At 71.9% G+C, this 26234-nt stretch carries 24 protein-coding genes; 4 read left to right on the forward strand and 20 right to left on the reverse strand.

The window, feature by feature from the left end:
- Nucleotides 1–122: 122 nt before the first annotated feature.
- Complete coding sequence (locus ACIA3K_RS10110; protein ID WP_393394344.1) at nucleotides 123–293, reverse strand: antitoxin; 171 nt, start codon at nucleotides 291–293, stop codon at nucleotides 123–125.
- A gap of 201 nt (nucleotides 294–494) precedes the next feature.
- On the opposite strand from ACIA3K_RS10110, the gene ACIA3K_RS10115 reads away from it, so the two are divergent.
- On the forward strand, nucleotides 495–1667 hold the full coding sequence (locus tag ACIA3K_RS10115; protein ID WP_396800314.1) for an AI-2E family transporter: 1173 nt from the start codon (nucleotides 495–497) through the stop codon (nucleotides 1665–1667).
- 9 nt (nucleotides 1668–1676) lie between these two features.
- Here the strand turns inward: ACIA3K_RS10115 and ACIA3K_RS10120 are convergent, their stop codons facing one another.
- On the reverse strand, nucleotides 1677–2354 hold the full coding sequence (locus ACIA3K_RS10120; RefSeq protein ID WP_396800315.1) for a dienelactone hydrolase family protein: 678 nt from the start codon (nucleotides 2352–2354) through the stop codon (nucleotides 1677–1679).
- A 169-nt stretch (nucleotides 2355–2523) separates the two neighbouring features.
- Between ACIA3K_RS10120 and ACIA3K_RS10125 the strand changes: the two genes are divergently transcribed.
- Nucleotides 2524–2718 (forward strand): hypothetical protein, encoded by a 195-nt coding sequence (locus ACIA3K_RS10125; protein WP_396800316.1) that lies wholly within the window; start codon nucleotides 2524–2526, stop codon nucleotides 2716–2718.
- Between the two features lie 45 nt (nucleotides 2719–2763).
- Here the strand turns inward: ACIA3K_RS10125 and ACIA3K_RS10130 are convergent, their stop codons facing one another.
- The 10 genes from ACIA3K_RS10130 to ACIA3K_RS10175 form a co-directional block, all read right to left on the reverse strand.
- Nucleotides 2764–5139 carry a glycoside hydrolase family 65 protein gene (locus ACIA3K_RS10130; protein ID WP_396800317.1) on the reverse strand — a complete coding sequence of 792 codons (2376 nt, stop codon included), beginning with the start codon at nucleotides 5137–5139 and terminating at the stop codon, nucleotides 2764–2766.
- Nucleotides 5136–5927 carry an HAD family hydrolase gene (locus tag ACIA3K_RS10135; protein ID WP_396800319.1) on the reverse strand — a complete coding sequence of 264 codons (792 nt, stop codon included), beginning with the start codon at nucleotides 5925–5927 and terminating at the stop codon, nucleotides 5136–5138. The genes ACIA3K_RS10130 and ACIA3K_RS10135 overlap by 4 nt, the downstream gene beginning before the upstream one ends.
- Nucleotides 5928–5987: 60 nt before the next feature.
- A complete protein-coding gene (locus ACIA3K_RS10140; protein WP_396800321.1) occupies nucleotides 5988–6452 on the reverse strand; it encodes a DUF4442 domain-containing protein in 465 nt (154 codons plus the stop codon).
- Nucleotides 6453–6538: 86 nt separating this feature from the next.
- Nucleotides 6539–7564, reverse strand: coding sequence for a hypothetical protein (locus tag ACIA3K_RS10145; RefSeq protein ID WP_396800323.1), 1026 nt, complete (start codon nucleotides 7562–7564; stop codon nucleotides 6539–6541).
- A 93-nt stretch (nucleotides 7565–7657) separates the two neighbouring features.
- Nucleotides 7658–8959, reverse strand: coding sequence for an ABC transporter ATP-binding protein (locus ACIA3K_RS10150; protein WP_396800324.1), 1302 nt, complete (start codon nucleotides 8957–8959; stop codon nucleotides 7658–7660).
- Between the two features lie 132 nt (nucleotides 8960–9091).
- On the reverse strand, nucleotides 9092–11302 hold the full coding sequence (locus tag ACIA3K_RS10155; protein ID WP_396800326.1) for a CDP-glycerol glycerophosphotransferase family protein: 2211 nt from the start codon (nucleotides 11300–11302) through the stop codon (nucleotides 9092–9094).
- Nucleotides 11303–11318: 16 nt separating this feature from the next.
- A complete protein-coding gene (locus ACIA3K_RS10160; protein ID WP_396800327.1) occupies nucleotides 11319–13361 on the reverse strand; it encodes a DUF5941 domain-containing protein in 2043 nt (680 codons plus the stop codon).
- Complete coding sequence (locus ACIA3K_RS10165) at nucleotides 13358–14104, reverse strand: ABC transporter ATP-binding protein (RefSeq protein ID WP_203178085.1); 747 nt, start codon at nucleotides 14102–14104, stop codon at nucleotides 13358–13360. The genes ACIA3K_RS10160 and ACIA3K_RS10165 overlap by 4 nt, the downstream gene beginning before the upstream one ends.
- Complete coding sequence (locus ACIA3K_RS10170) at nucleotides 14105–14932, reverse strand: ABC transporter permease (protein ID WP_355049176.1); 828 nt, start codon at nucleotides 14930–14932, stop codon at nucleotides 14105–14107. It abuts the gene before it with no gap.
- A 72-nt stretch (nucleotides 14933–15004) separates the two neighbouring features.
- The gene (locus ACIA3K_RS10175; RefSeq protein WP_396800329.1) at nucleotides 15005–16375 is read right to left on the reverse strand and encodes an L-serine ammonia-lyase; all 1371 of its coding nucleotides are present in this window, start codon (nucleotides 16373–16375) and stop codon (nucleotides 15005–15007) included.
- A 927-nt stretch (nucleotides 16376–17302) separates the two neighbouring features.
- Between ACIA3K_RS10175 and ACIA3K_RS10180 the strand changes: the two genes are divergently transcribed.
- Nucleotides 17303–17512, forward strand: coding sequence for a PspC domain-containing protein (locus ACIA3K_RS10180; protein ID WP_355049178.1), 210 nt, complete (start codon nucleotides 17303–17305; stop codon nucleotides 17510–17512).
- A gap of 295 nt (nucleotides 17513–17807) precedes the next feature.
- Here the strand turns inward: ACIA3K_RS10180 and ACIA3K_RS10185 are convergent, their stop codons facing one another.
- From ACIA3K_RS10185 to pdxH, 7 genes are all read right to left on the reverse strand, one after another.
- Entirely contained in the window at nucleotides 17808–18602 is a 795-nt protein-coding gene (locus ACIA3K_RS10185; RefSeq protein ID WP_396800330.1) for a DUF4230 domain-containing protein, read from the reverse strand.
- A gap of 99 nt (nucleotides 18603–18701) precedes the next feature.
- Nucleotides 18702–19862 carry an acyl-CoA dehydrogenase family protein gene (locus ACIA3K_RS10190; RefSeq protein ID WP_396800331.1) on the reverse strand — a complete coding sequence of 387 codons (1161 nt, stop codon included), beginning with the start codon at nucleotides 19860–19862 and terminating at the stop codon, nucleotides 18702–18704.
- A 47-nt stretch (nucleotides 19863–19909) separates the two neighbouring features.
- Entirely contained in the window at nucleotides 19910–20215 is a 306-nt protein-coding gene (locus ACIA3K_RS10195) for a type II toxin-antitoxin system VapB family antitoxin (RefSeq protein ID WP_393219867.1), read from the reverse strand.
- 187 nt (nucleotides 20216–20402) lie between these two features.
- The gene (locus ACIA3K_RS10200; RefSeq protein WP_396800333.1) at nucleotides 20403–21005 is read right to left on the reverse strand and encodes a nitroreductase family protein; all 603 of its coding nucleotides are present in this window, start codon (nucleotides 21003–21005) and stop codon (nucleotides 20403–20405) included.
- Entirely contained in the window at nucleotides 21005–21934 is a 930-nt protein-coding gene (locus ACIA3K_RS10205; protein WP_396800334.1) for an aldose 1-epimerase family protein, read from the reverse strand. The genes ACIA3K_RS10200 and ACIA3K_RS10205 overlap by 1 nt, the downstream gene beginning before the upstream one ends.
- Nucleotides 21935–21952: 18 nt before the next feature.
- A complete protein-coding gene (locus ACIA3K_RS10210) occupies nucleotides 21953–23251 on the reverse strand; it encodes an MFS transporter (RefSeq protein WP_396800336.1) in 1299 nt (432 codons plus the stop codon).
- Complete coding sequence (gene pdxH, locus ACIA3K_RS10215) at nucleotides 23248–23877, reverse strand: pyridoxamine 5'-phosphate oxidase (protein WP_396800811.1); 630 nt, start codon at nucleotides 23875–23877, stop codon at nucleotides 23248–23250. Before pdxH ends, ACIA3K_RS10210 begins: the two co-directional genes overlap by 4 nt.
- A gap of 280 nt (nucleotides 23878–24157) precedes the next feature.
- Here pdxH and ACIA3K_RS10220 point away from each other — a divergent pair, with 280 nt between their 5' ends.
- Nucleotides 24158–25264, forward strand: coding sequence for a citrate synthase 2 (locus tag ACIA3K_RS10220; protein WP_357123927.1), 1107 nt, complete (start codon nucleotides 24158–24160; stop codon nucleotides 25262–25264).
- A 113-nt stretch (nucleotides 25265–25377) separates the two neighbouring features.
- Here ACIA3K_RS10220 and ACIA3K_RS10225 read toward each other — a convergent pair whose 3' ends face one another.
- Nucleotides 25378–25851 carry a hypothetical protein gene (locus ACIA3K_RS10225; protein ID WP_396800338.1) on the reverse strand — a complete coding sequence of 158 codons (474 nt, stop codon included), beginning with the start codon at nucleotides 25849–25851 and terminating at the stop codon, nucleotides 25378–25380.
- Nucleotides 25852–26234 lie beyond the last annotated feature (383 nt).

Genomic DNA, 26234 nt, shown 5'->3' on the forward strand with positions numbered 1-26234 from the left:
GCGATCCGGCAAGGCGCGGTTTCGTCCGGATACCGGTGTTGTATCCGGACGAAACCGCAACGCCGCCGGTCGTCGTCCGGGCCCGCCGCAGGCCGGCCAGTTCTTATGAAACAGGCCCTGGGTCAGCGGACCTGGTCGCCCTCGCCGGTACGCGCCTGGGCCTGGTCGACGCCCTTGTCGATCTGGTCGTCGTACTTGCCGCCGGTGCGCTTGTCGGCCATGTCGCCGGCCTTCTCCATACCCTGGTCGACCTGCTTGTCGTGCTTGTCGGCGAAGTCCTTTGCCTTGTCCATGAAGTCACCCACGGCGCTCCTCCTCCTCGGGTTGTCACGTTTCGCGTTCCCTCGTCCCGACAGCGCAAACGCCTTCCGCTCGGGCGTAGACCGCGAAGGCCCGACCAACGGACCCGTGCCGGCGTACGATCCGCGCGGACGGCCGGGTGTCGGCGCACGGCCAGCCGGGTACCGACCTCGCCGAGATCGAGGAGGGCCGACATGACGGCAGAACAACCCGGGGCGGACGTCGCGCCGACAACCGGCGGCACGCAGGAGACCGGTACCACGGCGGCGGCACCCGGCGGCACGGCGGCCGTGGGCGACGCCGGTGCGCGGCACGCGTGGGCGGGGCTGCCCTGGCTGGTACGGACCGCGGTGCTCTGGAGCGCCTGCCTGGTGGTGATCGTCGCCGGGCTCTACCTGCTGGGTCGGATCGCCGTCCTGCTGGCCCCGCTCGCCATCGCCCTGGCCGCCACCATCTTCCTCACCGCGCTGTTGGACCCGGTGCTGCTCCGGCTGCGTCGCCTGCGGCTGCCGGCGGCGCTGGCCGCGCTGCTCACCGTCCTGCTGCTGCTCGGCATCCTCGTGGGCGTCGGAGCGCTGGTATGGAACCTGACCGCCAGCCAGTTCGACCAGCTCAGTCAGCAACTGACGCAGGGGCTCGACCGGAGCCGCGACTTCGTCACGTCCACCCTGCCGGTCAGCGAGGCCCAACTCGACAAGCTGATCGACCAGGCCCGGGAGGGGCTCAGCGGCAGCTCTCCGGACCCGGTGTCCGGCGCCCGGGCGGCCAGCGAGGTCGTCGGTTCCGCGCTGCTCGCCCTGGTGCTGCTCTTCTTCCTGCTGAAGGACGGCCGGTCGATGTGGCACTGGACGCTGTCCCGGATGGCCGGCCCGAACCGATCTCTGGCGGCCGAGGCTGGCCGGAACGGCTGGCAGACCCTCGGCGCGTACAGCCGGGGAACGATGATCATCGCCGCCATCGACGCGATCGGCATCGGCCTGGCCCTGGTGGTGCTACGGGTGCCGCTGGCCCTGCCACTGGCGCTGATCACGTTCCTCGGCGGCTTCGTGCCGATCATCGGGGCGACGGTCGCGGGCGCGGTCGCGGTTCTGGTGGCCCTGGCGGCCAACGGGCCGACGACCGCTCTGCTCACCCTCGCCGCCGTGGTCGCGGTGCAGCAGATCGAGGGCAACCTGCTGGAGCCGCTGGTCATGAAGCGCCAGGTCCGCCTGCACCCCGCCGTGATCCTGGTGGCGGTCACCGCCGGCACCCTCATCGCGGGTATCGCCGGCGCCTTCGTCAGCGTTCCGATCACCGCCGTTCTGTGGCGCATCGTCGACACCGTCCAACGCCGCCGATCCACCTCGCAGGTGCCGGCGGCGGGGTAGAGCCGACACTCACCCGCGGCGGGTCGCGGTTGCCGTCCGGGTCAGACGGGTCGTGAACCAGGTGCCGGCATGCTCGGCGACCTGGTCGAGCGTGCCGGGCTCCTCGAAGAGGTGGGTGGCGCCCGGCACCACCCACAGTTCGCCCACGTCTCCCAGTTCGGCGAGCGCCCGCTCGTTGAGCGCGAGCACCTCCTCGTCCAGGCCGCCGACCAGCAGCAGGGTGGGAGACCGCACCTGACCCAGCGCGGTGCCCGCCAGGTCGGGCCGACCGCCCCGGGAGACCACGGCGCCCACCCGGTCGGCGCGGGACGCCGCTGCCACCAGCGCGGCGGCGGCACCCGTGCTCGCACCGAAGAGACCGATCGAAACGTCACCCGCCGGACGATCGGCCACCAGCCAGTCGACGATCCCGGCCAGCCGGCTGGCCAACATCCCGATGTCGAACCGGAGTTCGGCCGTCCGCGTGTCCACCTTCTCCTCGTCCTGAGTGAGCAGGTCGACCAGGACGCACGCGAGGCCACGGGCGTTCAGCGCCCGGGCCACCGCGACGTTGCGCGGACTGTGCCGGGAGCTGCCGCTACCGTGCGCGAACAGCACCACGCCCACCGGCTGGGCGGGTAGCAGCAGATCGGCGGGGAGTTGGGCGTCCCGAACCGGAATGGTCACCGTCTCGTGCTGCTCGTCCATGCCGCACCTCCGTGCTCGCCTGCGGTCGGGTTACCCCGCCCGGCGCGTCGCACGCACCTGGTGCGGGCGGCCGGAGCACGGCGTTTGCCGGGTGGGTCGCCGGGTACGCGACGAGGAGACCGCAGACCGTGTAGGCGCAGCCGCGCCCCGACGGATCGCGAGGATCACGATGGCCAAGCAGCAGATTTCCCGGCAGCAGCAGATGACCGAACGCGCCCAGCGTGAACAGGACGCCGCGCGCAACCAGGACGTCGGTGACCAGGACTTCGGTGACCAGGCCGCCTCGGCCCGCCTCCCCGACGATCCCAAGGCGGCTGCGCCGCAGGACGCGATCGGACGCCCCTCGACCGGCGAGCCGGTCTGACGTACGCGCGCGACGGCCGGGGCGGGAACACTCCCGCCCCGGCCGTCACTGCTGCTTGGCCTCGGGGAGCCGGAGCAGGGGCGACCGTCCCGGCGGCTGCTCCGGCGGCGGCCCCGAGGGCTCGGCCGGCGGCACCGGCACCGTCACCGGCTCGTCGCAGGTGACCCGCACCATCTGGTCGTGGTGGCGCAGCTCGACGACGTCGTCCGGGCCACCGTGGCGCAGTGAGTACGTCGTCTGGTGCGGTCGGACGTCGACCCGCAGCGCCAGCCCACGCCACTGGAGGGAGAACTCCAGGCGGCTCAGCCGGCTGGAGAGCCGGGGCGCGAACGACAGCTCACCGTCGTGGTCACGCAGCCCGCCCAACCCGCTGACCAGGGCGAGCCACGCGCCGGCCAGCGAGGCCATGTGCACGCCGTCGCGGGTGTTCTCGTTGAGGTCGTGCAGGTCCATCAGCGCGGCCTCGCGCAGATAGATGTGCGCCAGGTCGGGATGGCCGACCTCGGCGGCGAGCACCGACTGGGTGCAGGCCGACAGCGACGAGTCGCGCACCGTCCGACGCTCGTAGTACTGGAAGTTGCGAACCTTCTGCTCGGGGGTGAACGCGTCCCCCCGCCAGTGCATCGCCAGGACCAGGTCGGCCTGCTTGACGACCTGTTTGCGGTACAGGTCGAAGTACGGATAGTGCAGCAGCAGCGGGTACTTCTCGGCGGGCGTGTGCGCGAAGTCCCACTCCTGCAACCGGGTGAACCCCTCCACCTGCTGATGCACGCCCAACTCGTCGTCGTACGGGACGTGCATCGACGTGGCGGCGTCCCGCCAGCTCGCCGCCTCCTCGTCCGTGACGCCGAGGTGGAACGCGTCGTCCCGGTAACGCATGACGACATCGGCGGCGGTGAGCAGGTTCCGCTGGGCCATCAGGTTGGTGTAGATGTTGTCGTTCTTCACCGCCGTGTACTCGTCCGGACCGGTCACCCCGTCGATGTGGAACCGGCCGTGCCGGTCGTGGTGCCCGATCGAGCGCCACAGCCGGGCGGTCTCCACCAGCAGCTCCAGCCCGATCTCGCGCTCGGTGGCAGTGTCCCCGGTGACCAGCACGTACCGTCGGACCGCGTCGGCGATGTCGGCGGCGATGTGGAACGCCGCCGTACCCGCCGGCCAGTACCCGGACGACTCCGGCCCCTCGATGGTCCGCCAGGGGAAGGCGGCACCCTTGAAGTTGAGCGTCGCCGCCCGTTCCCGGGCCTGTTCCAGGGTGCTGTGCCGCCACTGCAGGGCGCTGCGCACCGCGCTGGGCTGGGTGTACGTGAGGACCGGCAGGACGAACATCTCGGTGTCCCAGAAGGCGTGCCCGTCGTAGCCGGGGCCGGTCAGCCCCTTTGCCGAGATCGGCCGCTGCTCGGCACGGGCACCGGCCTGGAGTACGTGGAACAGCCCGAAGCGGACGGCCTGCTGGATCTCCGGATCACCCTCGACCAGCACGTCGGCCGCGTCCCAGAACTCGTCCAGGTAGGCGCGCTGCTCCCGGTGCAGGCCGTCCCAACCGTCCAACCGGGCGCCGGCCAGCGCCGCGCCGACCTGGTCGCGCAGTGCGGGCAACGAACGTCGGCTCGACCAGCCGTACGTCAGGTACTTGACCACCCGCAGCTTCTCGCCGGGCTTGAGCACGCAGCCGATGGTGGTGCGCACCCAGTCCTCGTACCCCTCGGACTCGATGGTGGTGTGGTCCGGGCCGTGCACCTCGTGCTCCATGGCGGCGGCGACGCGCAGCCCGGACACCTTCGTGCGGTGGATGAGCTGGCCGCCGTCCGGGGTGGTCAGCTCCTCCTCGGCCAGCAGCGGCGATTCCAGCACGGCCGCGACCCGGGGGTCCTTGCTCTGCGCGGGCAGCGACTCGTTGGCCACCAGCTCGGACTGCACGATCAACCGCAGCGGGCCGTCGACGGCCTCCACCTCGTAGCTGATCGCGGCGACCGACCGCTGGGTGAACGACACGAGCCGGGTGCTGCGGACCTTGACCTCGCGGCCGGCCGGGGAGCGCCAGTGCAGCTCCCGGTGCAGGGTGCCGGCCCGCAGGTCGAGGATCCGCTCGTGGGACAGCAGCTCGCCGTAACGCACGTCGAGCGGTTCGTCGTCGACGAGCAGGCGGATCAGCTTGCCGTTGGTGACGTTGACGATGGTCTGCCCCGACTCGGGGAAACCGTAGCCGGCCTCCGCGTACGGCAGCGGACGTAGCTCGTAGAACGAGTTGAGGTAGGTGCCGGGCAGCCCGTGCGGCTCGCCCTCGTCGAGGTTGCCGCGCAGGCCGACGTGCCCGTTGGAGAGCGCGAAGACCGATTCCGACTGGGCCAGCACGTCCATGTCCAGGCGGGTCTCCCGGATGTGCCAGGGCTCGACGGGATAGGCCCGTTCCCGGATCACGTGCGGTCCCGTTCGCCGCTGCGGTGGGGTGCCGGCGGGGCGGCGTCGCCCGCGTCGAGCAGGTCCGCGAGGTCCTTGACCACGACGTCCGCGCCGTGCGCGAGCAGTTCGTCGGCCTGTCCCACCCGGTCGACACCGATGACGTACCCGAATTCGCCGGCCCGGCCGGCGGCCACCCCGGAGAGCGCGTCCTCGAAGACGGCGGCCTGCGCCGGCTCCACGCCCAGGATCCTGGCGCCGGCCAGGAAGGTGTCGGGTTGGGGTTTGCCACGCAGCTTCTGCTCCCGGGCCACGAGCCCGTCGACCCGCGCCTCCAGCAGGTCCGCCAGCCCGGCGGCGGCGACCACCTCGCGCCCGTTGGCGCTCGCGGTGACCACCGCCCGACGCAGCCCGGCGGCGGTCGCCGCGCGCAGATACCGCACCGAACCCGGATAGACCTCGACGCCGGAGGTGCGCAGGCGGTCCAGCAGCAGGACGTTCTTGCGGTTGCCGATGCCGTTGACCGTGTCGGCGTCCGGCGGATCGTCCGGGCTGCCCTCGGGAAGCACGATTCCCCGGGACTCGAGGAACGACCGGACGCCGTCGGCACGGGGTCGGCCGTCGACGTAGCGGTTGTAGTCGGGGCCGGGGTCGAACGGTTGGAAGGGCTGCCCGGTCGCCGTGGCGCGCTTGCGCAGGAACTCGTCGAACGTTTCGGTCCAGGCGGCGTTGTGCACCCGGGCGGTCTGCGTCAGCACACCGTCCAGATCGAAAAGACAGGCGGTCACATGAGCAGGTAGGCCCAGCACGGTACGAATCTAACCACCCGGCTGGGTGCGCAAACCCGTTTTGAGCCGCCGCCGGGCCGCTCAGTTCGGCCGCAGGGTCCAGATCACCGTCATGGCCGACGTGGGCGTGCCGTCCTCGGTGGCGATCTCCACCTCGATTCCGAACTCGGGCCGCTGACCGGCCTCCAGCTCGGCGACCACCTCCGACGCCGGACGCCCCAGCCGCGCGGTCGCCAGCACCGCCCCCATGGCCAGCTTGCGGTAGGCGATCTCGGCTCGGACGGCGAGCGGCACGGCCCGGTCGAGGAGCTGCCCGAAGGCGGCCAGCACGACCGCGCCGGAGGCCGTCTCGCCGAGCGTGAACATCGCCCCGGCGTGCGGGCCGCCGACGTGGTTGTGGGTGGCCGACGTGTCGGGGAGCCGGACGACGGCCCGCACCCCGCCGTCCGCCTCGGGCGCCACCTCGACGAATTCGATGCCGAGCGTGCGGGCGAACGGCACCGATTGCAGGATGCCGGCCGCCACCTGGCGGGAGTCGATGGTCATGACCCGACGCTACTTCTCGGTAACCAGGGCGGCAACCAGGGTTTTCCCCGACCACAAGATGGCCGGGTCCACCGCGATGAACCCGCTCAGAGGTTGGCGATCGTACGCAGGATCTCGGCGTAGAAGTTGCCGTCGATGCTGCGGAAGAGGGAGAAGTCCTGACCCGGGTCGCCGAAGAACGGGCGCAGCGTCCACGCCAACTGGGTGCCCACGAAGCCGAAGAGCAGGATCCAGATGTAGAGCAGCGTCATGCTGGCCGGGCGCTGCGTGGGCTCGCCCCGCCGCACCGGTGGGTTGCCCCAGTGGCGCTGCTGCGCCGGGTAACCCGGCGGCAGCATGCCGGGCGGGAACGCGGTGCCGGGCTGCCCACCCCACTGCGCCGGAACAGCCGCCGGGGCCGGGGCGGTGGTCGTGGCGCTCGCGCCCTCGGGCGCGGCACCGTTCGCCGCCGACGCGACGGCCGCGCCGGCCGGAACCGCGACCGGTTCGGCGGTACCCGCCGTCGCGGTGCCCGGAGTGCCCCCGGCGGTCACCGCGACCGGAGCGTTGACCTGGGCCGGAGCACCGGCCGCCGCCGGGACGCCGACCTGAGCCGGGGCCGTCGCCGGTGCGAGCAGACCGTGGTCGTTGAGCACCTGCATGCCACCGGTCAGGAAGCGAAGCCCGACCAGCGCCGACAGCGTCAGGATCGCGACGTTGAGCAGCTTGAAGAAGCCGTAGTCGGGTGCGGTGATCAGGAAGAAGAGGCTGATCGGCGCGAACGCCACCGCGAGCATCGAGGTGACGGTGATCGCCACCATCACCAGCGCCAACGACTGACGTACCGAGAGCCGGGCGCCGAACACCAGGTTGAACAGGTAGAGCGTGGGCAGGCAGATGGCCAGCGTCACCAGGAACAGCAGTGGCAGCTTCAGCGCGGACGTCAACGCCATCAGCGGGCTGTGGAACGCGCCGAGCACCGCCCCGTAACAGGCGAGGGCGATGGCGGAACTGGCCAGCATCCGCCCGGTCAGGGCGTTCAGGTCGCCCTCGGCCACGATCTGCTGCCAGATGCCCTGGCGGTCCCGCAGGATGCGCTCGATGACGAGCGGACTGGGACGGTCACCCGACACGGGGGCACCCCTCTCGGTCAGGCACGAAATGGACTAGGTGGGCAGACGGTAGGGCACCGGACGGGCGGGCCGCCACCCCGCTCCGGCGTGGCGTCACCGCCACCCCACGTCGATCCGCGCGCCGCGCTCGTCGAAGAAGTGCAGCGCGTCCATCCGGACCGACACGGCGAGCGGATGCCCGGCCGTGACGGCCGGGTACGGCGCGAGTCGTACCGCCAGCTCCGCCGGACGGCGGTGGTGCCGACCCGGGTCGGGCAGGACGCTTGTCGTCCGCGAGGCGCCGTTCGGCACCTCCTCGGACTCCACCGGCTTGCCGGTGAGCCGCTGCATCACCGCGCCGAACCGGCGCAGGCCGCGCTGGCCCACGGGCGGCGGGTCGAGCGGCGCGCCCATCTCGTCCACCATGATCGCGGTCGCCCCGATGTCGAGGAACGCCAGCGACTCGTGACCGTGGTGCTCCAGGTAACGGATCCGGCCGCGCAGCACGTCACCGGGGCTGTCCGGGGCGACCGGGGTGAGCGCCTCGGCCCGCATCCCGACCACGATCCGCTCGCCGTGGTAGTGCGCGACCGCCCGGCTGCGGATGTCGTTCCACGGCAGGTAGAGCGACTGCTCGCCGAGGTTGAGCGCGATGTACCGGTCGAGGTGGACGTAGACCGACGCCTCCAGCAGGTTCATCCGGGGGCTGCCCAGGAACGCCGCCACGTAGAGCGTCGCCGGACGGCCGTACACCTGGGTGGGCGTGCCCACGTCCTGGAGCACGCCACGGCGCATGATGGCCACCCGGTCGGCCATGGTCAGCGCCTCGGCCTGGTCGTGGGTCACGTAGACGGTGGTGACGCCCAGCTCCCGGGTCAGCCCGGAGATCTCCGCCCGCAGCTCGGCGCGCAGCCCGCTGTCCAGGTTCGACAGCGGCTCGTCCATCAGGAAGAGCCCCGGCCGCCGGACGATCGCGCGACCCATGGCGACACGCTGACGCTGGCCGCCGGAGAGCTGGCCGGGCTTGCGGCCGAGCACGTCGCTGATACCGAGCGCGCTCGCCACGTCGGTGACCCGCTCGCCGCGCGGTTCCGGTTCCACCCCGGCGAGCCGCAGCGGAAAGGCGATGTTGTCGCCGACGGTCATGTGCGGGTAGAGCGCGAAGTCCTGGAAGACCATGGCGATCTTGCGGTCGCGTGGCGGCAGGTCGTTCGCGAGTTCCCCGTCGAGCAGCACCGCACCCTGCGTCGGGTCCTCCAGACCGGCGATCATGCGCAGCACTGTGGACTTGCCGCAGCCGGACGGACCCAGCAACACCATGAACTCGCCGTCGTTCACGTCCAGATTTATGCTGTCGACGGCGAGTGTGCCGTCCTTGAAAACCTTTGTCACATCTTTGAGTGCGACGGTACTCACCGTCAGGTCCCCCACGTCTCTCGGCCGAACTCCTGATGACTGTGACCAGGATCATTGGTCCCGCACATCGGGTAAACGTCTCATGTTCGGCTTATGACGCCACCATTACACGGCGTACGGGGGAGCGAGCGGTCAGCAGCCCTGCGGCTGGTCAGGCAGCTCGCCGAGGAAAACCCGGCGCACCACCCGCTCGGCAGCCCGCCCGTCGTCCAGCCCGCAGAACCGGCTGCGGAAGCGCTCGCGGGCCTTGTTCGCCGCGTCCGATCGCACCGCGTCGGTCCGGAACAGATCGAGCAGGTCGGCGAACGTTGCGGCCACCGCGCCGGGTGGCTCCGCCGTGACGTCGAAGTAGACCCCCCGGGCCAGGCGGTACGCCTCCCAGTCCGGTGTGTAGAGCACGATGGGCCGGTCCAGCACCGCATAGTCGAACATCGCCGAGGAGTAGTCGGTGACCAGCACGTCGGCGACCAGGTAGAGGTCCTCCACCCGCTGGTAGCCGCTGACGTCGCGGACCCGGCGGAACTCGGACGGACGACCGGGTCGGCGCTCCCGGTCGTGGAAGTAGTGGCTGCGCATCAGCAGCCGGCCCGAGTCACCCAGCGCGTCGACGAGCCGGTCCGGGTCGAACGGCGACCGGTAACCGGGCAGGTGCTCGCGATGCGTCGGGGCGTACAGCACCACCTGCTCGTCGGGGGCGAGGCCGAACTCGGCGCGCAGCCGGCGCACCTCGTCGGGACCGGCGGCGACCAGGCGGTCGTTGCGCGGGTAACCCACCTCCAGGGTGGCGTACGTGGCCGGGTACGCCCGATCCCACATCTGGGTGGAGAAGCTGTTTGAGCTGACGCTGTAGTCCCAGCGGTCCACGCGGCGCAACAGGCCGGCGAAGTCCATCCGGCCCGCGCCGATCGGATAGCGCTGCTGGTCCAACCCCATCACCTTGACCGGCGTGCCGTGATGGGTCTGCACGTGCACCTGCTCCGGCCGCTTACGGACGAAGTCCGGGTAGTTCACGTTGTTGACCAGCCAGCGGGCGCGGGCCAGCACGCGGTAGTAGGCCGGCGTGCCGGCGACCACGTACTCCACCCCGTCCGGCACGGCGTCCACCCGGTCGCGGCGCACGATCCACACTCCCCGCACCTCGGGGGCCAGCCGGCGGGCGGCCTCGTAGATCGCGGCCGGGTTGCAGGAGTATCCCCGGAACCAGTAGGCGGCGTACACCGCGAGCGTGGAGTCCACGGGCCGGCGCAGCTCCGCCCGGTAGTACTCGCGCAGCAGGCCGTCGCGGGTGAGCCGGGCGCCGCGCCGGGCCACCGGGCCGACCCGACGCCGGGCGGTACGCGCCTGCCGGCGGGCCGTGTCGCGGGCCCGGCTGGCGGCCCGCAGGGCGCTGAACGTCCGCCAGCGGCCACTCGCGACCAGCCGGTGCTTGAGCCCTTCGACGCCGTCCGGCACGGGGTACCCCCCGACCGGCAGCCACCGCGCGTAGTCCGCGGTGATCTGCGCGAAGAACACCGGCCGCAGCTCGGGCGCGATGCGCTGACCGTTGCCGAGCACGGTGAGGTAATGCCAGATCATCCGCTCGAAGACCGCCGGCCGTAGCGCGTCGACGCTCGGCGACCAGGCATCCATCAGGAGGAAGACGCGGTGCCACTGGGCGAAGACCTCGAAGTGCCGGTCGCCCCGGGTCTTCGTGATCGCGCCCGCGCGGCGCTGCCGGTAGTTCACGCACACCCGATCGAGGACGCCGATCTGACGCGCGCCCATCAACACCGGGTAGCTGAACGAGACGTCCTCGTACCAGCCGGCCGCGAAGCGCAGACCCAGGTCGACCAGGAACTCCCGGCGGACCAACCGGTTCCAGGCGGTGTGCAGCAGCCGCATGGCCTCCGGCCGTTCCCGCAGCGCGAACGTCTCCGGACCAGGCGACTCGGGAAACACCTCGGCCATCGCGCTGCGGGTGGCAGTGTCGTTCCAGTGTGTCCGGACGTGGTCCACCAGCAGCACGTCCGGCCGGGTCGCCCGGAGGCGGTCGGCCACCTCCGACAGGCAGTCCGGGGCCAGCCAGTCGTCCCCGTCGAGGAACCACACGTACTCGCCGACGGCCCGGTCCAACCCGATGTTGCGGGCTGGACCGAGACCGACGTTCTCCGACAGTCGGACGGCCCGGACCCGCTGGTCACGGGCCGCGTACTCGTCGATGATCTCGCCGCTGGCGTCCGGCGAGCAGTCGTCGACCGCGATCAGTTCGAGGTCGGTCTCCGACTGGCCCAGGATCGAGTCCAGGCACTCGCGCAGATAACCCTGCACCCGGAAGGCCGGCACCACGAAACTGATCAGGGTCATCCGGCCGCCCCTTTCGTCAGCGCGGCGCGACACCTCCCGCGCCCACCGGCGCGGCCGACGCCCGCGCGCCACGGGCCGGCCGGACGAACCAGGCCAGGACGACACTCACCACGAAAACCACGAGAAGGTACGCACCGAGTGTAGCCATGCCGATACTCACGATGCCGGCAATCGCCAGGAGGGCGAGCAGCACCGATCGTCCGTCCCAGCCCAGCGTGGCGGCGTGCAGCGGGGGTGCCGCCTGCCGCTTCTCCAACCGGGCGGTCAGGTCGTAGTGGTGCACGGTGAGCACGAAGACGTACCCGAAGATCAGCCATCCGGGCGCGCCACCGACCACACCGACCGCGATCGCGAACAGGTACTCGGCGGCCCGCAACGCGGCCGGCACCAGCCAGTCCAGCGGCCCGTTGTGCGCGGCCCCCGCGCCGAGGCCGCCGGCCAGCAGCACCAGCAACGCCACCGGCACCGCCCAGCGCAGCCCGTCCGGCGCGTCGCCCAACAGGGCAACGACCAGCAGCGCCGCCGGACCGAGCGCGGCGATCACCGCCAGGGTGAGCGGCCCCATCGGGCGGACCACCGGCAGTCGACGGGCCAACGGACCGTCGTCGCGGTGCAGGGTGGCGTCGACCGTGTCCAGCACCGGCACCCACATCCAGCGGGCCCGCAGCGTCCGCAGGGCACCGGTGTACGCGAACGCCAGCCCACCCCACACCAGCACCGCGATCAGGCTGACCAGCGGGTTGAACAGCGCCACGGTCAGCGCGATCAGCGCCCAGCGCTCCCCGATCGGGAAGACCACGGTCCGCTTCAGCCAGTACGACACCGAGCCGGTGTCCGCCTGCACCCGGGTGGACGCGGCGTTCAGCCGGTCACCGATACCGCCGCTGGCGCCCGTCGTCGTCCGCGGTCGGCGGGCCGCCTCGTCGTGCAGCGCCCCGTACCAGGTGTCGGTCATGTGCCGGACGGTCTGCAACGTCATCGCGGCGATGGCGAGGGCCCAGCCGTTGCCCAGCCCGGCGTGGCTCACGCCGAAGCCCAGACCGGCGTAGACCAGGTACTCCTTGGCCCGGTCGGCCATCGTGTCCAGCCAGCCGCCCCAGGCGCTGAAGTGCCGGGTGTAGCGGGCCAACTGGCCATCCACGCAGTCCAACACGAAGCCCAGGTAGAGCAGCACCGCGCCGCTGACGAGCGCGAGCCGCCCACCGACCCCGAACAGCACCGCGGCACCCAACGCGAAGAGCACCGAGATCACCGTCACCCCGGTGGGGGTGAGCCGCAGCCGGGCCGCCAACCGCACCACGTACGGCGACCAGGTGCTGACGAAGTACGTCGAGAAGAAGTCGTCGCGATCCTTCACCGACAGTCGCAGCTCGGCCCGGTCCTCGTCGACCGACGTCACCGCCGCCTCGGCGGCGACCAGGGCGGCGGCGTCCTCGACCCGGTGCGCCACGAGCAGACGTACCCGCTGGGCGAAGATCAGGGTGCCGAGGGCCGCGAGACCCGCGACGAGCCGGTCCACGGCGGACCCGGGGGCGTCGTGGCCGGCGGACCCGGTCGCCGGCAGCGGCGACACGTCCCCGGCCGGGCCGACCGGGGCGGCGATTGGCCGCGCGCCGACGGCGGCGGCCCGGGCGGCGGCGGCGAGGGTCGGCAGGTCGTCCACGCCGACCCGGAGCGCGCCACCGAACACGCCGGTCGCGTCGCCGTCGAGAGCGTCAAGCGGGCCCGCGTCGACCACCTGGCCCCGCTCCTCGCGCACGGCCGTCCGGCCCGGCACCGGCGGGTCACCCAGCACCAGCGCCACGGTCGGTCCCACCGGGCTGGTGGCGAGGTGCCGCAGCACGGCGGTGTGCGCCACCAGGTCGGTGCCGGTGACCAGCAGCGGACCGGTGGCGGCGTCGGCCAGCGCGGCCAGCTCGTCCAGGGTGGCGGCGAAGCGCACCTCGGCCGCGCCGGCCCGGCGCAGCTGGTCGGCGAGCCGGTCGGCCAACGGCTCGCCGCTCGCGGTGGTGAGGCCCGCCGCGGAACTCCCGGCGGCGAGCACGATCGCGAGCGTCACCGCGGGACCGCGGCGTGGTACGCGTCGAGCGCCTCGGCGATGGTGCCGTCGAGCGTCAACCGGCCCGCGTCGAGGTACAACCCCCGACGGCAGAACCGGGTCAGGTCCTTTTCGTTGTGTGACACCAGCACGAGCGTGCGCCCCTCCCCGAGCAGACGGTCAATCGTCGCGTAACACTTCTTGCGGAACTCCGCGTCCCCGACCGCGGTCACCTCGTCCATCAGCAGGATCGGATGCGGCAGATGCGAGATGATCGCGAAGCCCAGCCGCACCTTCATCCCCGACGAGTAGTGCCGAACCGACGTGTCGATGGCCCGTTCCACCTGCTCGCCGGCGAACTCGACGATCTCGTCGAAGTGCCGCTTCAGGTAGCCCGTCGACAGCCCGTGCAGCCCACCGACCAGGTGCAGGTTCTCCCGGCCGGTCAGGTCATTGGAGAAGCCGGCGGACAACTCCAGCAGCGGCGCCACCGCGCCGTGCACCCGGATGTCGCCCTCGTCCGGGATGAGCACCCCGGCGATCAGCCGCAGCAGCGTGCTCTTGCCGGTGCCGTTGCGGCCGATCACGCCGACGGTCTCGCCCGGCTCGACGGTGAACGACACGTCGCGCAACGGCCAGAACTGGCCGGGCAGGGCGCCGCGCCCACCCCGATGGATGAACAACTCCCGCAGCCGCAGCTGGCGGCGACGATTGCGGACGAACCGGATGCCCAGACCGTCCGCCTCGATGATCGGCGCGGCCACTCAGAGCTCCTTGAGCACGGCGGGCTCCAACCGGCGGAACGACCACCAGCCCGCGGCCAGCACCAGCAGGCTGCCGACGATCGTCGTGGCGAGCAGCCGGGCGTCGGGAAACTCGTCCGGGTACCAGATCGCGTGGTGCAGCTGGAAGATCCCGACCAGCGGGTTCAGCTCGTACACCACCTTCAGCCAGTGCGGCAGGCCGGACTCCCGGACCAGGCTGAGCGGATAGATGATCGGCGTGGCGTAGAAGAGCACCCGGATGATCAGCCGCATCAGCCGTTCCACGTCGCGCATCAGCACGTTCCAGGCCGACAGCAACAGGGCCAGCCCGATCAACAGCACGGCCTGCACGGCCACCGCCAGCGGCAGGGCCAGCAGCGACCAGCCGGGGTGGATCCGCCCGTGCGCCGCGTAGATCACCGCGATGGCGGCCAGGATCGGCAGGCCGGCCGCGTACTCGGCGAACCGTCCGCTGACCCGGCCGATCGGAAAGACCTGCCGGGGCACGTTCATCGTGGTGATCAGCCGGGACTGGCCGGTCAGCGCGTTGGTCGCCTCACTCAGGGCCGAACTGGTCCACATCCAGGCGAAGATGCCGGTGATCAGGAACAGCGGGTACGACCCGGCGGCCTCGCCGAGGTGCCGGCCGGTGTCGCGGGAGTAGAGCACCCCGAAGACGAACCAGTAGATCGCGCCCATGCCCAGCGGCTCGATCAGCGACCAGAAGTAGCCCAGCACCGACTGCTGGTACTTGACCGCCAGGTCCCGCCGGACCAGGATGCGCAGCGAGTTGCGGTGCGACCACAGGGCCGCGACGCCAGAGGTCACCGCCGCCTCCCGCCTCCCGCAAACGGACGCCAGGTTAGCAGTCGGTGAACGAATGCCCTGAATCGACCGGCTTCAGCACTCGATCACGTTGACGGCCAGACCGCCACGCGCCGTCTCCTTGTACTTGACCTTCATGTCGGCGCCCGTCTCCCGCATGGTCTTGATGACCTTGTCCAGCGACACCGCGTGCACGCCGTCGCCGCGCAGCGCGAGCCGGGCGGCCGTGATCGCCTTGATGCTAGCCACGGCGTTGCGCTCGATGCAGGGGATCTGCACCAGGCCACCCACCGGGTCACAGGTCAACCCGAGGTTGTGCTCCATCCCGATCTCGGCCGCGTTCTCCACCTGCTCCGGCGTGCCGCCGAGCGCCTCGGCCAGACCCGCCGCCGCCATCGAACACGCCGAGCCGACCTCACCCTGGCAGCCGACCTCCGCGCCGGAGATCGACGCGTTCTCCTTGAACAGCACCCCGATCGCGCCGGCCGCGAGCAGGAACCGCACCACCCCGTCGTCGTCGGCTTTGTCGATGAAGCGGCGGTAGTAGTGCAGCACCGCCGGAATGATCCCCGCCGCGCCGTTCGTCGGGGCGGTCACCACCCGACCTCCGGCGGCGTTCTCCTCGTTCACCGCCAGGGCGAACAGCGTCACCCAGTCCATCGCGTGCAGCGGGTCGGCCGTCCCGGCGTCCGCCTCCAGCCCGCGCCGCAGCTCCGCCGCGCGCCGCCGGACCTTCAAACCCCCAGGGAGTACGCCGTCCCGCTCGCAACCGCGCTGCACGCACTCGCGCATCACCCGCCAGATCTCCAGCAGGCCCGCCCGGATCTCCGCCTCGCTGCGCCACGAGCGCTCGTTGGCCAGCATCACCTCGCTGATCGACAGCCCGGTGGCGCTGGTGACGTCGAGAAGCTGCGCCCCGGTCAGGAACGGGTACCGCACCGGCGTGCTGTCCGGCTTGATCCGGTCCGCGCCCGCCGCCGCCTCGTCCACCACGAAACCGCCGCCCACGGAGTAGTAGGTGCGGGTCCTGACCTCCTCGCCGGCCGCGTTGAAGGCCGCGAAGGTCATCCCGTTCGGGTGGTACGGCAACGACCGGCGGCGGTGCAGCGTCAGGTCCCGATCGGGGTCGAAGTCGATCTCGTGCGCGTCGAGGAGGCTGATCCGCCGCTCGGCGCGGATACGCTCCACGCGAGGACCGACGGTGTCCGTGTCGACCGTCTCCGGGGACTCGCCGGCAAGCCCCAGCAGCACCGCCGGCCCGCTGCCGTGCCCGTGCCCGGTGGCGCCCAGTGAGCCGAACAGCTCCGCCTGCACCCGCTCGGTGTCGGTGAGCAGCCCGTCGGCCTTGAGCCCGGCGACGAACGTACGCGCCGCCCGCATTGGCCCCACCGTGTGCGAGCTGGACGGCCCGATGCCGACGCTGAAGAGGTCGAAAACACTGATCATGGCTGCGCTTCCTCGGCGTGCTCCCGGGGTACGGGGTTCGCCCGGTCGTGGCCGCCGGTCGGCAGCCCCGCTCGTGACCGCCCGGTCGGGTGGCCGCCGGTCACCCGGGGTGCGGGTGCCCGACCTGTCAGCCTACCTGCCCTGCTCACCCCTTACCCGAGCACCGCAACCGGTCCATCCGATCATGGCGGCGCGGCCATCCGACCGCCGATTGCCGGACATCCCTCGGCCACCCCGCGCAGCCCGCGTGCCGGGCCCAGCCCGCCTGCCCCGCCAGGCCCGCGTGCCCCGCCCAGGCCGCCTGCCCCGCCAGGCCCGCGTGCCCCGCCCAGGCCGCCTGCCCCGCCAGGCCGCGTGCCCCGCCTGCCCCGCCAGGCCGCCTGCCCCGCCAGGCCGCGTGCCCCGCCTGCCCCGCCAGGCCGCCTGCCCCGCCCAGGCCGCGTGCCCCGCCAGGCCGCGTGCCCAGCCCAGCCCAGCCCAGCCCACATGATCGTGCTCGATCCTGGATGTAGTGGCCTCCCCCGCGTCCGAGGCCACTACATCCTGGATCGAGCGCGACCTTGGCGTGGGGACGCGGGCGTGGGGACGCGGGCGTGGGGACGGGGACGTGGAGCGCGCGGGCGCAAGGACGCGGGCGCAAGGACGCGGGCGCAAGGACGCGGGCGCAAGGACGCGGGCGCAAGGACGCGGGCGCAAGGACGCGGGCGCAAGACGCGGGCGCAAGGACGCGGGCGGCGCGGGGGCGCCGAGCGCGGGGGCGCCGAGCGCGGGGGCGCCGAGCGCGGGGGGCGTCGAGCGGGGGCCGCACGGGTAAGTACCTACGGGTCCACGGGTCGCTGATCCTCCTCGGGACCGAGGGCGGAGCGGCCGCCCCTTTCTACCGTGGATTGCAGACGCGGCGCACCGCCGCAGAGTGGGAGTACGACGATGAGTCGCAAACTGGTCCGACCCCGCCAGGGGCGCATGCTCGCCGGTGTCTGCGCCGGCCTCGGTCAGCGGTTCGGCATGTCCGCCGGAATGGTCCGGCTGCTGTTCCTGCTGTCCCTGCTGCTGCCCGGCACCCAGGTGGTCGTCTACCTGATCCTCTGGATCCTCATGCCCAACGAGGACCGCTACCTGGCCTCCACCGGCCACTGATCCCCGCCCCGACCCCAGCCGGTCGGGCCGGGCACAGCCGGCCGCAACTTCGGGGATACTGCTGCCTCCGGCGTCCGTGAGTCAGCAGGATCCCTGAAGTTGTGCAGATCTTGGCGGGCAGCTCGTCGTACATCGCAGACCCATGCCGACGGTCCGCTCCCTGCGCGGGCCTCTCGCCAGAGACGACAGCGCGGCAGGCAGGGCGACCGGCCAACACTCGCAGACACGGCAGCGCCCGCCCCGACCATCGTCGGGACGGGCGCTGCCGCAACACCAGAGCGCCGAGGCGCCGGGGTCAGGGGGCCGTGTAGGTGACCGTGACCTGCTGGTAGCCCAGCGAGCGCAGCAGCCCCTCCAGCATTTTTCGGGTGTTCTCCTCGGCGCGGGCGGAGAGCCCGCTGTCCCGGGCGGCGGCGGTGATCCGATCCTCGGCGAGCTGGTAGATCTGCTGCTGCCGGTTGGGGTCGTTGCCGACCAGGTCACCGAGCCGGTTGAGCAGGCCACGCTGCTCGGCGAAGACGTAGCTCTTCTCCATGTCGAGGTTGGTCTCGCCGAGCTGCGGCGCGGGCAGCTTGATCTCGACGGACTTGCCGTCGGCGGACTGCACCACGGCACCTTCACCGATCTTGGTGAAGTCGACGTACGCCTCGACGCTGCCGGCTCCGACGAACAGCGTGCGCTCGTTGAGCAGGAAGTCCGGGACGTTGCGCCGGTCGTTCTGGGTGTCGACCACGACCTGGAAGTTGCCCTCGGCCGCCACGTAGCGGCTCAGATCCTGGATCGACTTCAGCAGCGGCGGCTGGCTGCGGTCGGTCTGCTCCTTGGCGAACGGGTTACGGAAGTCCGGCAGGAAGCCGGTCGCCTGCACGCCGAGCAGCACCACCACGGCCAGCGCGGCGGCGCCGAGCAGCAGGAGCAGCCCGCGGGCAGCACCCCCACCCCCACCCCCGCCGGTGCCGGGACCATCAGTGCCATCCGGCCCGCCCGGAGTCGGGTCGGGTGTCGCGGCCGAGCGCTCCCTGAGGTCGTCGCCGGTCGGGTAACCGGGGAACTCCCTCGTGGGCTCGTTGATGTCAGCGTCGCGAGCCATCACACTCACCGTCCTCGTCAGACACGTCGTCTGTCAATGACGGTACGGCCCCCGTACGACAGCCGCGCGGCGAGCGGCCGGAATGTGTAAATGGGCAGGTCAAGCGAAGGCGGAGAGCCCGGTGAGCCGCTGGCCGACGATCAGCTGGTGGATCTCCGAGGTGCCCTCGTACGTCAACACGCTCTCCAGGTTGTTCGCGTGCCGCAGCACCGGGTACTCGCCGGAGACGCCGTTGGCGCCGAGGATGGTGCGGCACTGCCGGGCGATGGCCAGCGCCTCCCGCACGTTGTTCAGCTTGCCCACGCTCACCTGGTCGGGGCGGAGCCGGCCGGCGTCGGCGAGCCGGCCGAGGTGCAGCGCGAGCAGTTGCGCCTTCACCAGCTCGACGGCCATGTCGGCGAGCTTGGCCTGGGTGAGTTGAAACGCGGCGAGCGGTCGGCCGAACTGGGTGCGCGTGGTGGCGTACGCCAGGGTGGTTTCCAGGCAGTCGCGCGCCGCACCGACGGCCCCCCAGACGATGCCGTGGCGGGCCTCGGTCAGGCAGCTCAGCGGGGCCTTGAGCCCGACGGCCCCGGGCAGTTGGGCGTCGGCCGGAAGCCGGACGTCGTCGAGCACGATCTCGCCGGTCAGCGACGCGCGCAGCGACATCTTGCGGCGGATCTCGCGCGCCGTCACGCCGGGCGTGTCCATGGGTACGGCGAAACCGCGTACCCCGTCGTCGGTCCGCGCCCAGATCACGGCGACGTCGGCGATCGGCGCGTTGGTGATCCACATCTTGCCGCCGGTGAGCACCCAGTCGTCGCCGTCGCGACGGGCCCGGGTGGCCATGGACCCCGGGTCGGAGCCGTGGTCGGGCTCGGTGAGGCCGAAGCAGCCGATCGCCTCGCCGATCGCCATCGGGGGCAGCCAGCGCTGCTTCTGCTCCTCGCTGCCGAAGCGCCAGATGGCGTACATCGCCAGCGAGCCCTGCACCGAGACCAGCGAACGCACACCCGAGTCGGCGGCCTCCAACTCCTGACATGCCAGCCCGTACGCGACGGCGGACGCGCCCGCGCAGCCGTACCCGCTCAGGTGCATGCCGAGCAGCCCGAGCTTGCCGAACTCCCGGGCCAGCTCGCGGGCCGGCACACGACCCTCCTCGTACCAGTCGGCGACGTGCGGGCGGACCCGGTCGTCGACCAGTCGGCGGACGACATCGCGGATCTGCCGCTCCTCCTCGGTGAACGACGGGTCCAGGTCGAGCAGATCGAGGGCAGTCATGCCGCCACCTTAATGAAGCCTCAGGCGGCCGGGCCGCTCACTCGCGCTCAGTCGACGGGCTCGGAGAGCACCAGGACCCGGGCGTGGATCTGGTTGCGCTGTTGCAGCGCGGCGCGCAGCGCGCGGTGCAGCCCGTCCTCCAGGTAGAGGCCACCGCTCCACTGCACGACGTGCGGGAAGAGGTCGCCGTAGAAGGTCGAGTCCTCCGCGAGGAGCTTGTCGAGCGCCAACTCGCGCTTGGTGGTGATCAACTGATCCAGACGCAGCGGACGGGGCGGAATCTCCGCCCACTGCTTGAGCGTCAGGTTGTGCTCCGGGTAGGGACGCCCGTCCCGGACCGCTCTGAAGATCACGACGGCACGCTCCCCTCCCCGAGACCGGACGGACCGACGGCGCCGAGCCGGGCCGCGGCGGGCGCCGCGCGGCGCGGCGCCCATGACCGTGCCAGCCTAGCGGCCCCGCGCACGCGACGTTCTGCTCCCTGATGTCAGTTTCGCTATCGCTCGTCCGATCCTCAACCCGACGAACGGGACGCGACGCTCAGCTCCACCGGCCGCGCCGCACCACCTCGTCGATTTCGCGCCGGCGGCGCCGCAACGATGGTGACCGATGGTCCGGTGCGCGGTAACCGATTGTGACGGCACCGATGGGCTGGTACTCCGCCGGCACTCCGAAGCTCTCCCGGTACGCGGCCAGTCGCTGGGGTGGGATACCGAAGAAACACGCCCCCAGCCCCTCGTCCACCGCCGTGAGCAGCATGAGCAGCGCGGCGAAGCCGGTGTCGACGTACCAGTAGGGCACCGGCCAGCGGTCCTTCGACCGGTCGGTCCAGCCCTTGTCGGGCTCCGCGTACCGCGTCAGGTAGGCCGACTCGTTGGCGTGTGGCACCACGATGAGCGGCGCGCGTCGCATCCCGGCCAGCCAGCGCTCCCGGCCTCCGCCGTCGGGCGTGGTCGCCGCCCAGAACCGCTCCCGGTCCGCCGGTTCCTCCAGCACCAGGAAACCCCAGCCCTGGGCGAAGCCGGCCGACGGGGCGCGTACGGCGTGGCCGAGCAGCCGGTCCACCACGTCGGGCGGGACGGGGCGGTCCGGGTCGTAGTTGCGGATCATCCGTCGACGGCGGACGACCTCTGCGAACTCCATCAGGCCCCGGGACGGATGCCCCAGGCACCCCGCCAGGTCGCGCCGGGCTTGAGCGCGAGCACGTCCTTGCCCGACCGGAACGCGTCCGGCGGGCAGGTCATCGGCTCGATCGCCACCGACCGGCGGTGTCGTTCGCCGGTGAGCGCGTCGCCGGTGAAGACCTGCCACCAGCCGAACTCCGCGTCCGCCCAGATGCTCACCCCGGACGAGGAATCCGGTGCCGCGAGGCTCACCGAGGAGCCGCCGTCGGCGTCGCGGACGACCTCGCCGAAGCACAGGTCCAACTCGGCGTCGCCGATCCGGCGCGGGCTGGTCCAGTCGTACTCGGTGCCGGCCACCGGCGTCGCGCCGACCGGGAGCAACCGACCGTCCACCATGATCCGGGTACGCGCCGGCATCCGCATGACCAGGTCGTCCACGGCGACACCCGGCAGTTGCAGGTACGGGTGCACGGAGAAGCCGAACGGGGCGACCTCGGTGCCCACGTTCGTCACCTCGTGCTCGGCCCGCAGACCGTCCGCGCTCACGCTCCACCGGCTGACCAGCCGCAGCGGCCACTCGTAGCCGGGCTGCGGCGGCAGGTCGTAGCCGAGGGTCACCGCGTCCGTGGACTGCTCCAACAGCCGCCACGGCACCCAGTTGACCAGCCCGTGGATGGCGACGTGCCGCTCCGGCTCGGTCAGCGCGAGCTGGTGCGTCCGGTCGCCGTACGCGTAGCGCCCGTCCCGGATCCGGTTCGGCCAGGGAGCGAGAACCTGTCCGGCGCAGCCGGGGCAGACCTCGTCGACGCCGTACCCGTCGAGCAGGTCGACGCCGTCGTGCCGGTACGTCCGCAGCCCGCCGCCCACCTCGACGATGACGGCTTCGTGGCCCGCGGCGGCGATGGTCCACTGTGCGCCGGAGAAGGGGCGCTGCTCAGGGCTTTCCATGCCGGCGACCCTAACCGGTCACGGCCGGTCGCCGCTCGACGCCGTCGTGGCCCGGTAGCGCAGCAGCGCCGGGAAGGCGACCGCGAGCACCACCACGAGCACCGCCGAGGCGAGTCCGCCGGCGACCCAGGCCACCCCGCCGCCGAACCCGGCCGCCATGGTGCCGGCCCGCAGGTCGCCGAGGCGGGGCCCACCGGCCACCACCACCGTGTTGACGCCCTGGAGTCGGCCGCGCATGCGGTCCGGCGCGTACACCAGCAGCATGGACTGGCGGAGTACGGCGCTGACCAGGTCGGCGGCGCCGGCCACGGCGAGCAGCAGGACCATCAGCCAGAGCTGGTGCGCGAGTCCGGCGGCGGCGATCGCAAGGCCCCAGCCGACCACCGCGACGACCAGGCCGACGCCCTGCCGGCGGAGCCGACCGATCCAGCCGGAGGTCAGTCCGCCGATCATGGAGCCGATCGCGATGGCGCTGTAGAGCAGGCCGACCGAGCCGCCCCCACCGAACCGCTCGTTGGCGATCTCCGGAAACAGGGCCCGCGGCATGGCCAGGATCATCGCGATCAGGTCCACCCCGAAGGAGAGCAGCAGGACGGGCGTGGTGGCCAGGTACCGGAAACCGTCGATGACGCTGGCCAGGCCGGCACGGCGGACCTGACCGTCGGCGCTCGGCTCGGGCGGCAGCGCCGGCAGGCGCAGCGCCGCCCAGAGCATCGCCGTGAACAGCACCGCGTCCACCCCGTACGCGATCGGCAACACCACCCGCGTGTCCGACGAGGCGGCGAGGATGAGGCCGGCGGCGAGCGGACCGGCGACCGACGCGGCGGTGAAGGTCGTGTAGTTGAGGGTGCTGGCGGCCGGGACGAGGTCGTCGGGGACCAGCCGGGGCAGCATGGCGCTGCGGGCCGGCGAGGTGATCGCGAACGCCACCGACTGCACCGCCATCAACACCAGCAGCAGCACCGGGCTGCCCACGTTCAGCAGCGCCTGCACCAGCAGCCCGAGGGTGGATGCCCAGAGCAACAATGAGCCGCCGAGCAGCACCGCACGGCGGTCGCGGGCGTCGGCGACCGCGCCACCCCAGAGCCCGAAGATCAGCAGGGGTACGAAGGCAGCCACGCCCAGCAGGCCGACCCAGAACGAGTCCCGGGTGAGGGCGTACATCTCCACCGGCACCGCGACGGCGGTGAACTGGAAGCCGAACATCGCCACGGTGTTGCCGAGCCACAGCCGCCGGTACGCCGGGACGCGCAGCGGGCGGACGTCGATCGCCCAGCGGCGCGCTCCGCGCGGCCGGGCCTCCTGCACACCGGTCACGGCGCCAACCGCTCGACGATCCAGTCGCTTGCGTCGACGCGACGGAAGCGCAGGCGGTCGTGCAGCCGACCGGACCGGCCCTGCCAGAACTCCACCGAGTCCGGCCGGACCCGTAGGCCACCCCAGTGCGGCGGGGGCGGGATGGCGCTCTCGTCGTCGTACCGCTCGGCCACCTCGCGGTAGCGCTCCTCCAACGTGGCCCGGTCCGGCACCACGGACGACTGCGGGCTGGCCCACGCGCCCACCTGCGACCCGCGCGGCCGGCTGGCGAAGTACGACTCGGTCAGCGCCCGCTCGACCGGGGCGATCACTCCTGCGACCACCACCTGCCGCTGCATCGGAAACCACGGAAAGACCAGGCTGGCGTACGGGTTGCCGGCCGCCTCGACGCCCTTGCGGGACAGGTGGTTGGTGAAGAAGACGAAGCCGTCCGGGTCGTACCCCTTGAGCAGCACGGTCCGCCCACTCGGCCGGCCGGCGGCGTCGGCCGTGCCGACCACCATGGCGTTGGGTTCGGGCAGCCCGTGAGCCACCGCGTCGGCGAACCACCTGTCGAACTGGGTGTACCAGTCGGCGGCCAGGTCAGCCTCGGTCAGGCCCAGGTCCGCGGCGTACTCGTTACGCATCGCAGCCGGGGCTGGTGTGTCGCCCGTCACGTCCCCACTCCTTCTCGGCGTGCTGACCGGCACCCTCCCGCGCTGGCCAGACCGCTTCGCCCAGTCTCACCGACCGGCGCGGAGAATGCGCGCCCTGAGATGTCGCGTGCAGCACAGTCGCACTGGGTCGCGTATCCGGTTACCCAGCAGGCAAGATGTTCCGAACACATCCCTGAGGGTCGCCTAAGGCGCTCGGCCGACCGGGCCGGATCAGCTGATCGGGCGTACCGACCAGATCCAGGAGAGCGACATGGCCGACTTCAAACCCGGTCTGGAGGGCGTCGTCGCCTTCGAGACCGAGATCGCCGAACCCGACCGCGAGGGTGGCGCGCTGCGCTATCGCGGGGTCGACATCGAGGATCTGATCGGCCAGGTCTCGTTCGGCAACGTCTGGGCGCTGCTGGTCGACGGCCGGTTCGGGCCGGGCCTGCCGCCGGCGGAGCCGTTCCCGGTGCCGGTGCACTCCGGTGACATCCGGGTCGACGTGCAGTCGGCGGTCGCCATGCTGGCGCCGTACTGGGGCCTCAGCCAGCTGCTGGACATCTCCGACGAGCAGGCCCGCGAGGACCTGGCCCGGGTTTCGGTGACCGCGCTCTCCTTCGTCGCCCAGTCCGCTCGCGGTCTCGGCCTGCCGGCGGTGCCGCAGAAGGAGATCGACAAGGCGCAGACCATCGTCGAGCGGTTCATGAAGCGCTGGCGGGGCGAGCCGGACCCGCGGCACGTCAAGGCCGTCGACGCGTACTTCATCTCGGCCGCCGAGCACGGCCTGAACGCCTCGACCTTCACCGCGCGCATCGTCGCCTCCACCGGCGCCGACGCCGCGGCCTGCATCTCGTCCGGCATCGGCGCCCTCTCCGGCCCGCTGCACGGTGGCGCGCCGTCGCGCGTGCTCACCATGCTCGAGGCGGTGGAGCGCAGCGGCGACGCCGAGGGGTACGTCAAGGGTGTCCTCGACCGCGGCGAGCGGCTGATGGGCTTCGGCCACCGGGTCTACCGTGCCGAGGACCCGCGCGCCCGCGTGCTCCGGCGCACCGCCAAGGAGCTGGGCGCGCCGCGCTTCGAGATCGCCGAGGCGCTGGAGAAGGCCGCCCTGGCCGAGCTTCAGGCCCGCCGTCCGGACCGGGTGCTGGCCACCAACGTCGAGTTCTGGTCGGCCGTCGTGCTGGACTTCGCCGAGGTGCCGGCGCACATGTTCACGTCGATGTTCACCTGCGCGCGGATGGGCGGCTGGAGCGCGCACATCCTGGAGCAGAAGCGCCTCCAGCGGCTGGTCCGGCCGTCCGCCCGCTACGTGGGCCCGGAGACGCGCAAGCCGTCCGACGTCGAGGGCTGGGGCGCCGTCCCGCACGGCGTCTGAGCAGTAAGAGGACGGCCCCTCCGCAACGCCTGCGCGTTAAGGAGGGGCCGCTTCCTGATGCGAGTGGCCGCAGCCGGCGTGTGCTGGTCCTGCCGGTACGCGGTGCCGGCACGTCAGGCCCTGGCGGTCCTGATCTGGTCGCAGTACTCGGTGGTCGACTTCACCAGACAGACCTTGATCCAGATCAGCGTGTCCTCGGCGATGTCGCCGCTGGCCCACGGGCTGCAATAGGGCGAGTTCTGGCCCCGGGTCGATGCCTTACGGTCCCAGCCGGAGCCGGGGTCGGTGTCCAGCCAGATCTCTATGCCCCACCCGTCGGCGAGCCAGTCACACGCGCGGAGCGCGTCGCCGGGGGTACCTGAGTACGGATCCGCCTGGAACTCACCGGAGCCGGCGGCGGTGTCGCTCGGGTCGAAGAGGGTGACCGTTCGGTCGTACGACGCGCCGTCGCGTGCCTCCGTGTAGGTCACGACGGTGTAGCCAGATGGCAATGCGGCTTGAGCGGGCGCCTGGACGGCAACGACGACGATCATCGCCATCATCGCGGCCATCGCCAGGCGGATGGGACTGAGAGCCTTACGAATCATGATCTTCCACTCCCTACTGGAGCCAGACCTGTTGTCCGCGCCCCGTGCGCTTCCAGCGGTACCGCCAGGGCAAGCCGTTCCTCGGCTCTCCCACCCTGCGGTCGGTGTCCCGAAACGGTAGAGGTCGATGTCTGGGCGATCAAGGGCTCGTGCCCGCGCAGCGCCAAACATGATGGTTTGTCACCGGGAAACTGCGCGCGACAGCCGGTCCCGACGGTTGTCCGTCCGCCTGATCTGAAGCCAACGGCGCAGACCCCGAGTTGTCGCAGCCCCCAGTGGCAGCGCCCGGTCGCGCTGGATCGCCCGCCTCATCCGCCGGTGTGGCGAAGGACTCAGGCCGGCGGCCGGGACCACGGCGGTCGCCGCCGGCCCCGGGTGCGAGG

Origin of the sequence: Micromonospora sp. NPDC051543 (assembly GCF_044454415.1) — a bacterium.
GTDB lineage: Bacteria > Actinomycetota > Actinomycetes > Mycobacteriales > Micromonosporaceae > Micromonospora.

Bases quoted from the DNA above. Each gene is read 5' to 3' on its own strand.
- ACIA3K_RS10110 (WP_393394344.1), bottom strand. From the start codon at position 293: ATGGACAAGGCAAAGGACTTCGCCGACAAGCACGACAAGCAGGTCGAC.
- ACIA3K_RS10115 (WP_396800314.1), top strand. From the start codon at position 495: ATGACGGCAGAACAACCCGGGGCGGACGTCGCGCCGACAACCGGCGGC.
- ACIA3K_RS10120 (WP_396800315.1), bottom strand. From the start codon at position 2,354: ATGGACGAGCAGCACGAGACGGTGACCATTCCGGTTCGGGACGCCCAA.
- ACIA3K_RS10125 (WP_396800316.1), top strand. From the start codon at position 2,524: ATGGCCAAGCAGCAGATTTCCCGGCAGCAGCAGATGACCGAACGCGCC.
- ACIA3K_RS10140 (WP_396800321.1), bottom strand. From the start codon at position 6,452: ATGACCATCGACTCCCGCCAGGTGGCGGCCGGCATCCTGCAATCGGTG.
- ACIA3K_RS10155 (WP_396800326.1), bottom strand. From the start codon at position 11,302: ATGACCCTGATCAGTTTCGTGGTGCCGGCCTTCCGGGTGCAGGGTTAT.
- ACIA3K_RS10175 (WP_396800329.1), bottom strand. From the start codon at position 16,375: ATGATCAGTGTTTTCGACCTCTTCAGCGTCGGCATCGGGCCGTCCAGC.
- ACIA3K_RS10180 (WP_355049178.1), top strand. From the start codon at position 17,303: ATGAGTCGCAAACTGGTCCGACCCCGCCAGGGGCGCATGCTCGCCGGT.
- ACIA3K_RS10185 (WP_396800330.1), bottom strand. From the start codon at position 18,602: ATGGCTCGCGACGCTGACATCAACGAGCCCACGAGGGAGTTCCCCGGT.
- ACIA3K_RS10190 (WP_396800331.1), bottom strand. From the start codon at position 19,862: ATGACTGCCCTCGATCTGCTCGACCTGGACCCGTCGTTCACCGAGGAG.
- ACIA3K_RS10200 (WP_396800333.1), bottom strand. From the start codon at position 21,005: ATGGAGTTCGCAGAGGTCGTCCGCCGTCGACGGATGATCCGCAACTAC.
- ACIA3K_RS10205 (WP_396800334.1), bottom strand. From the start codon at position 21,934: ATGGAAAGCCCTGAGCAGCGCCCCTTCTCCGGCGCACAGTGGACCATC.
- pdxH (WP_396800811.1), bottom strand. From the start codon at position 23,877: ATGCGTAACGAGTACGCCGCGGACCTGGGCCTGACCGAGGCTGACCTG.
- ACIA3K_RS10220 (WP_357123927.1), top strand. From the start codon at position 24,158: ATGGCCGACTTCAAACCCGGTCTGGAGGGCGTCGTCGCCTTCGAGACC.
- ACIA3K_RS10225 (WP_396800338.1), bottom strand. From the start codon at position 25,851: ATGATTCGTAAGGCTCTCAGTCCCATCCGCCTGGCGATGGCCGCGATG.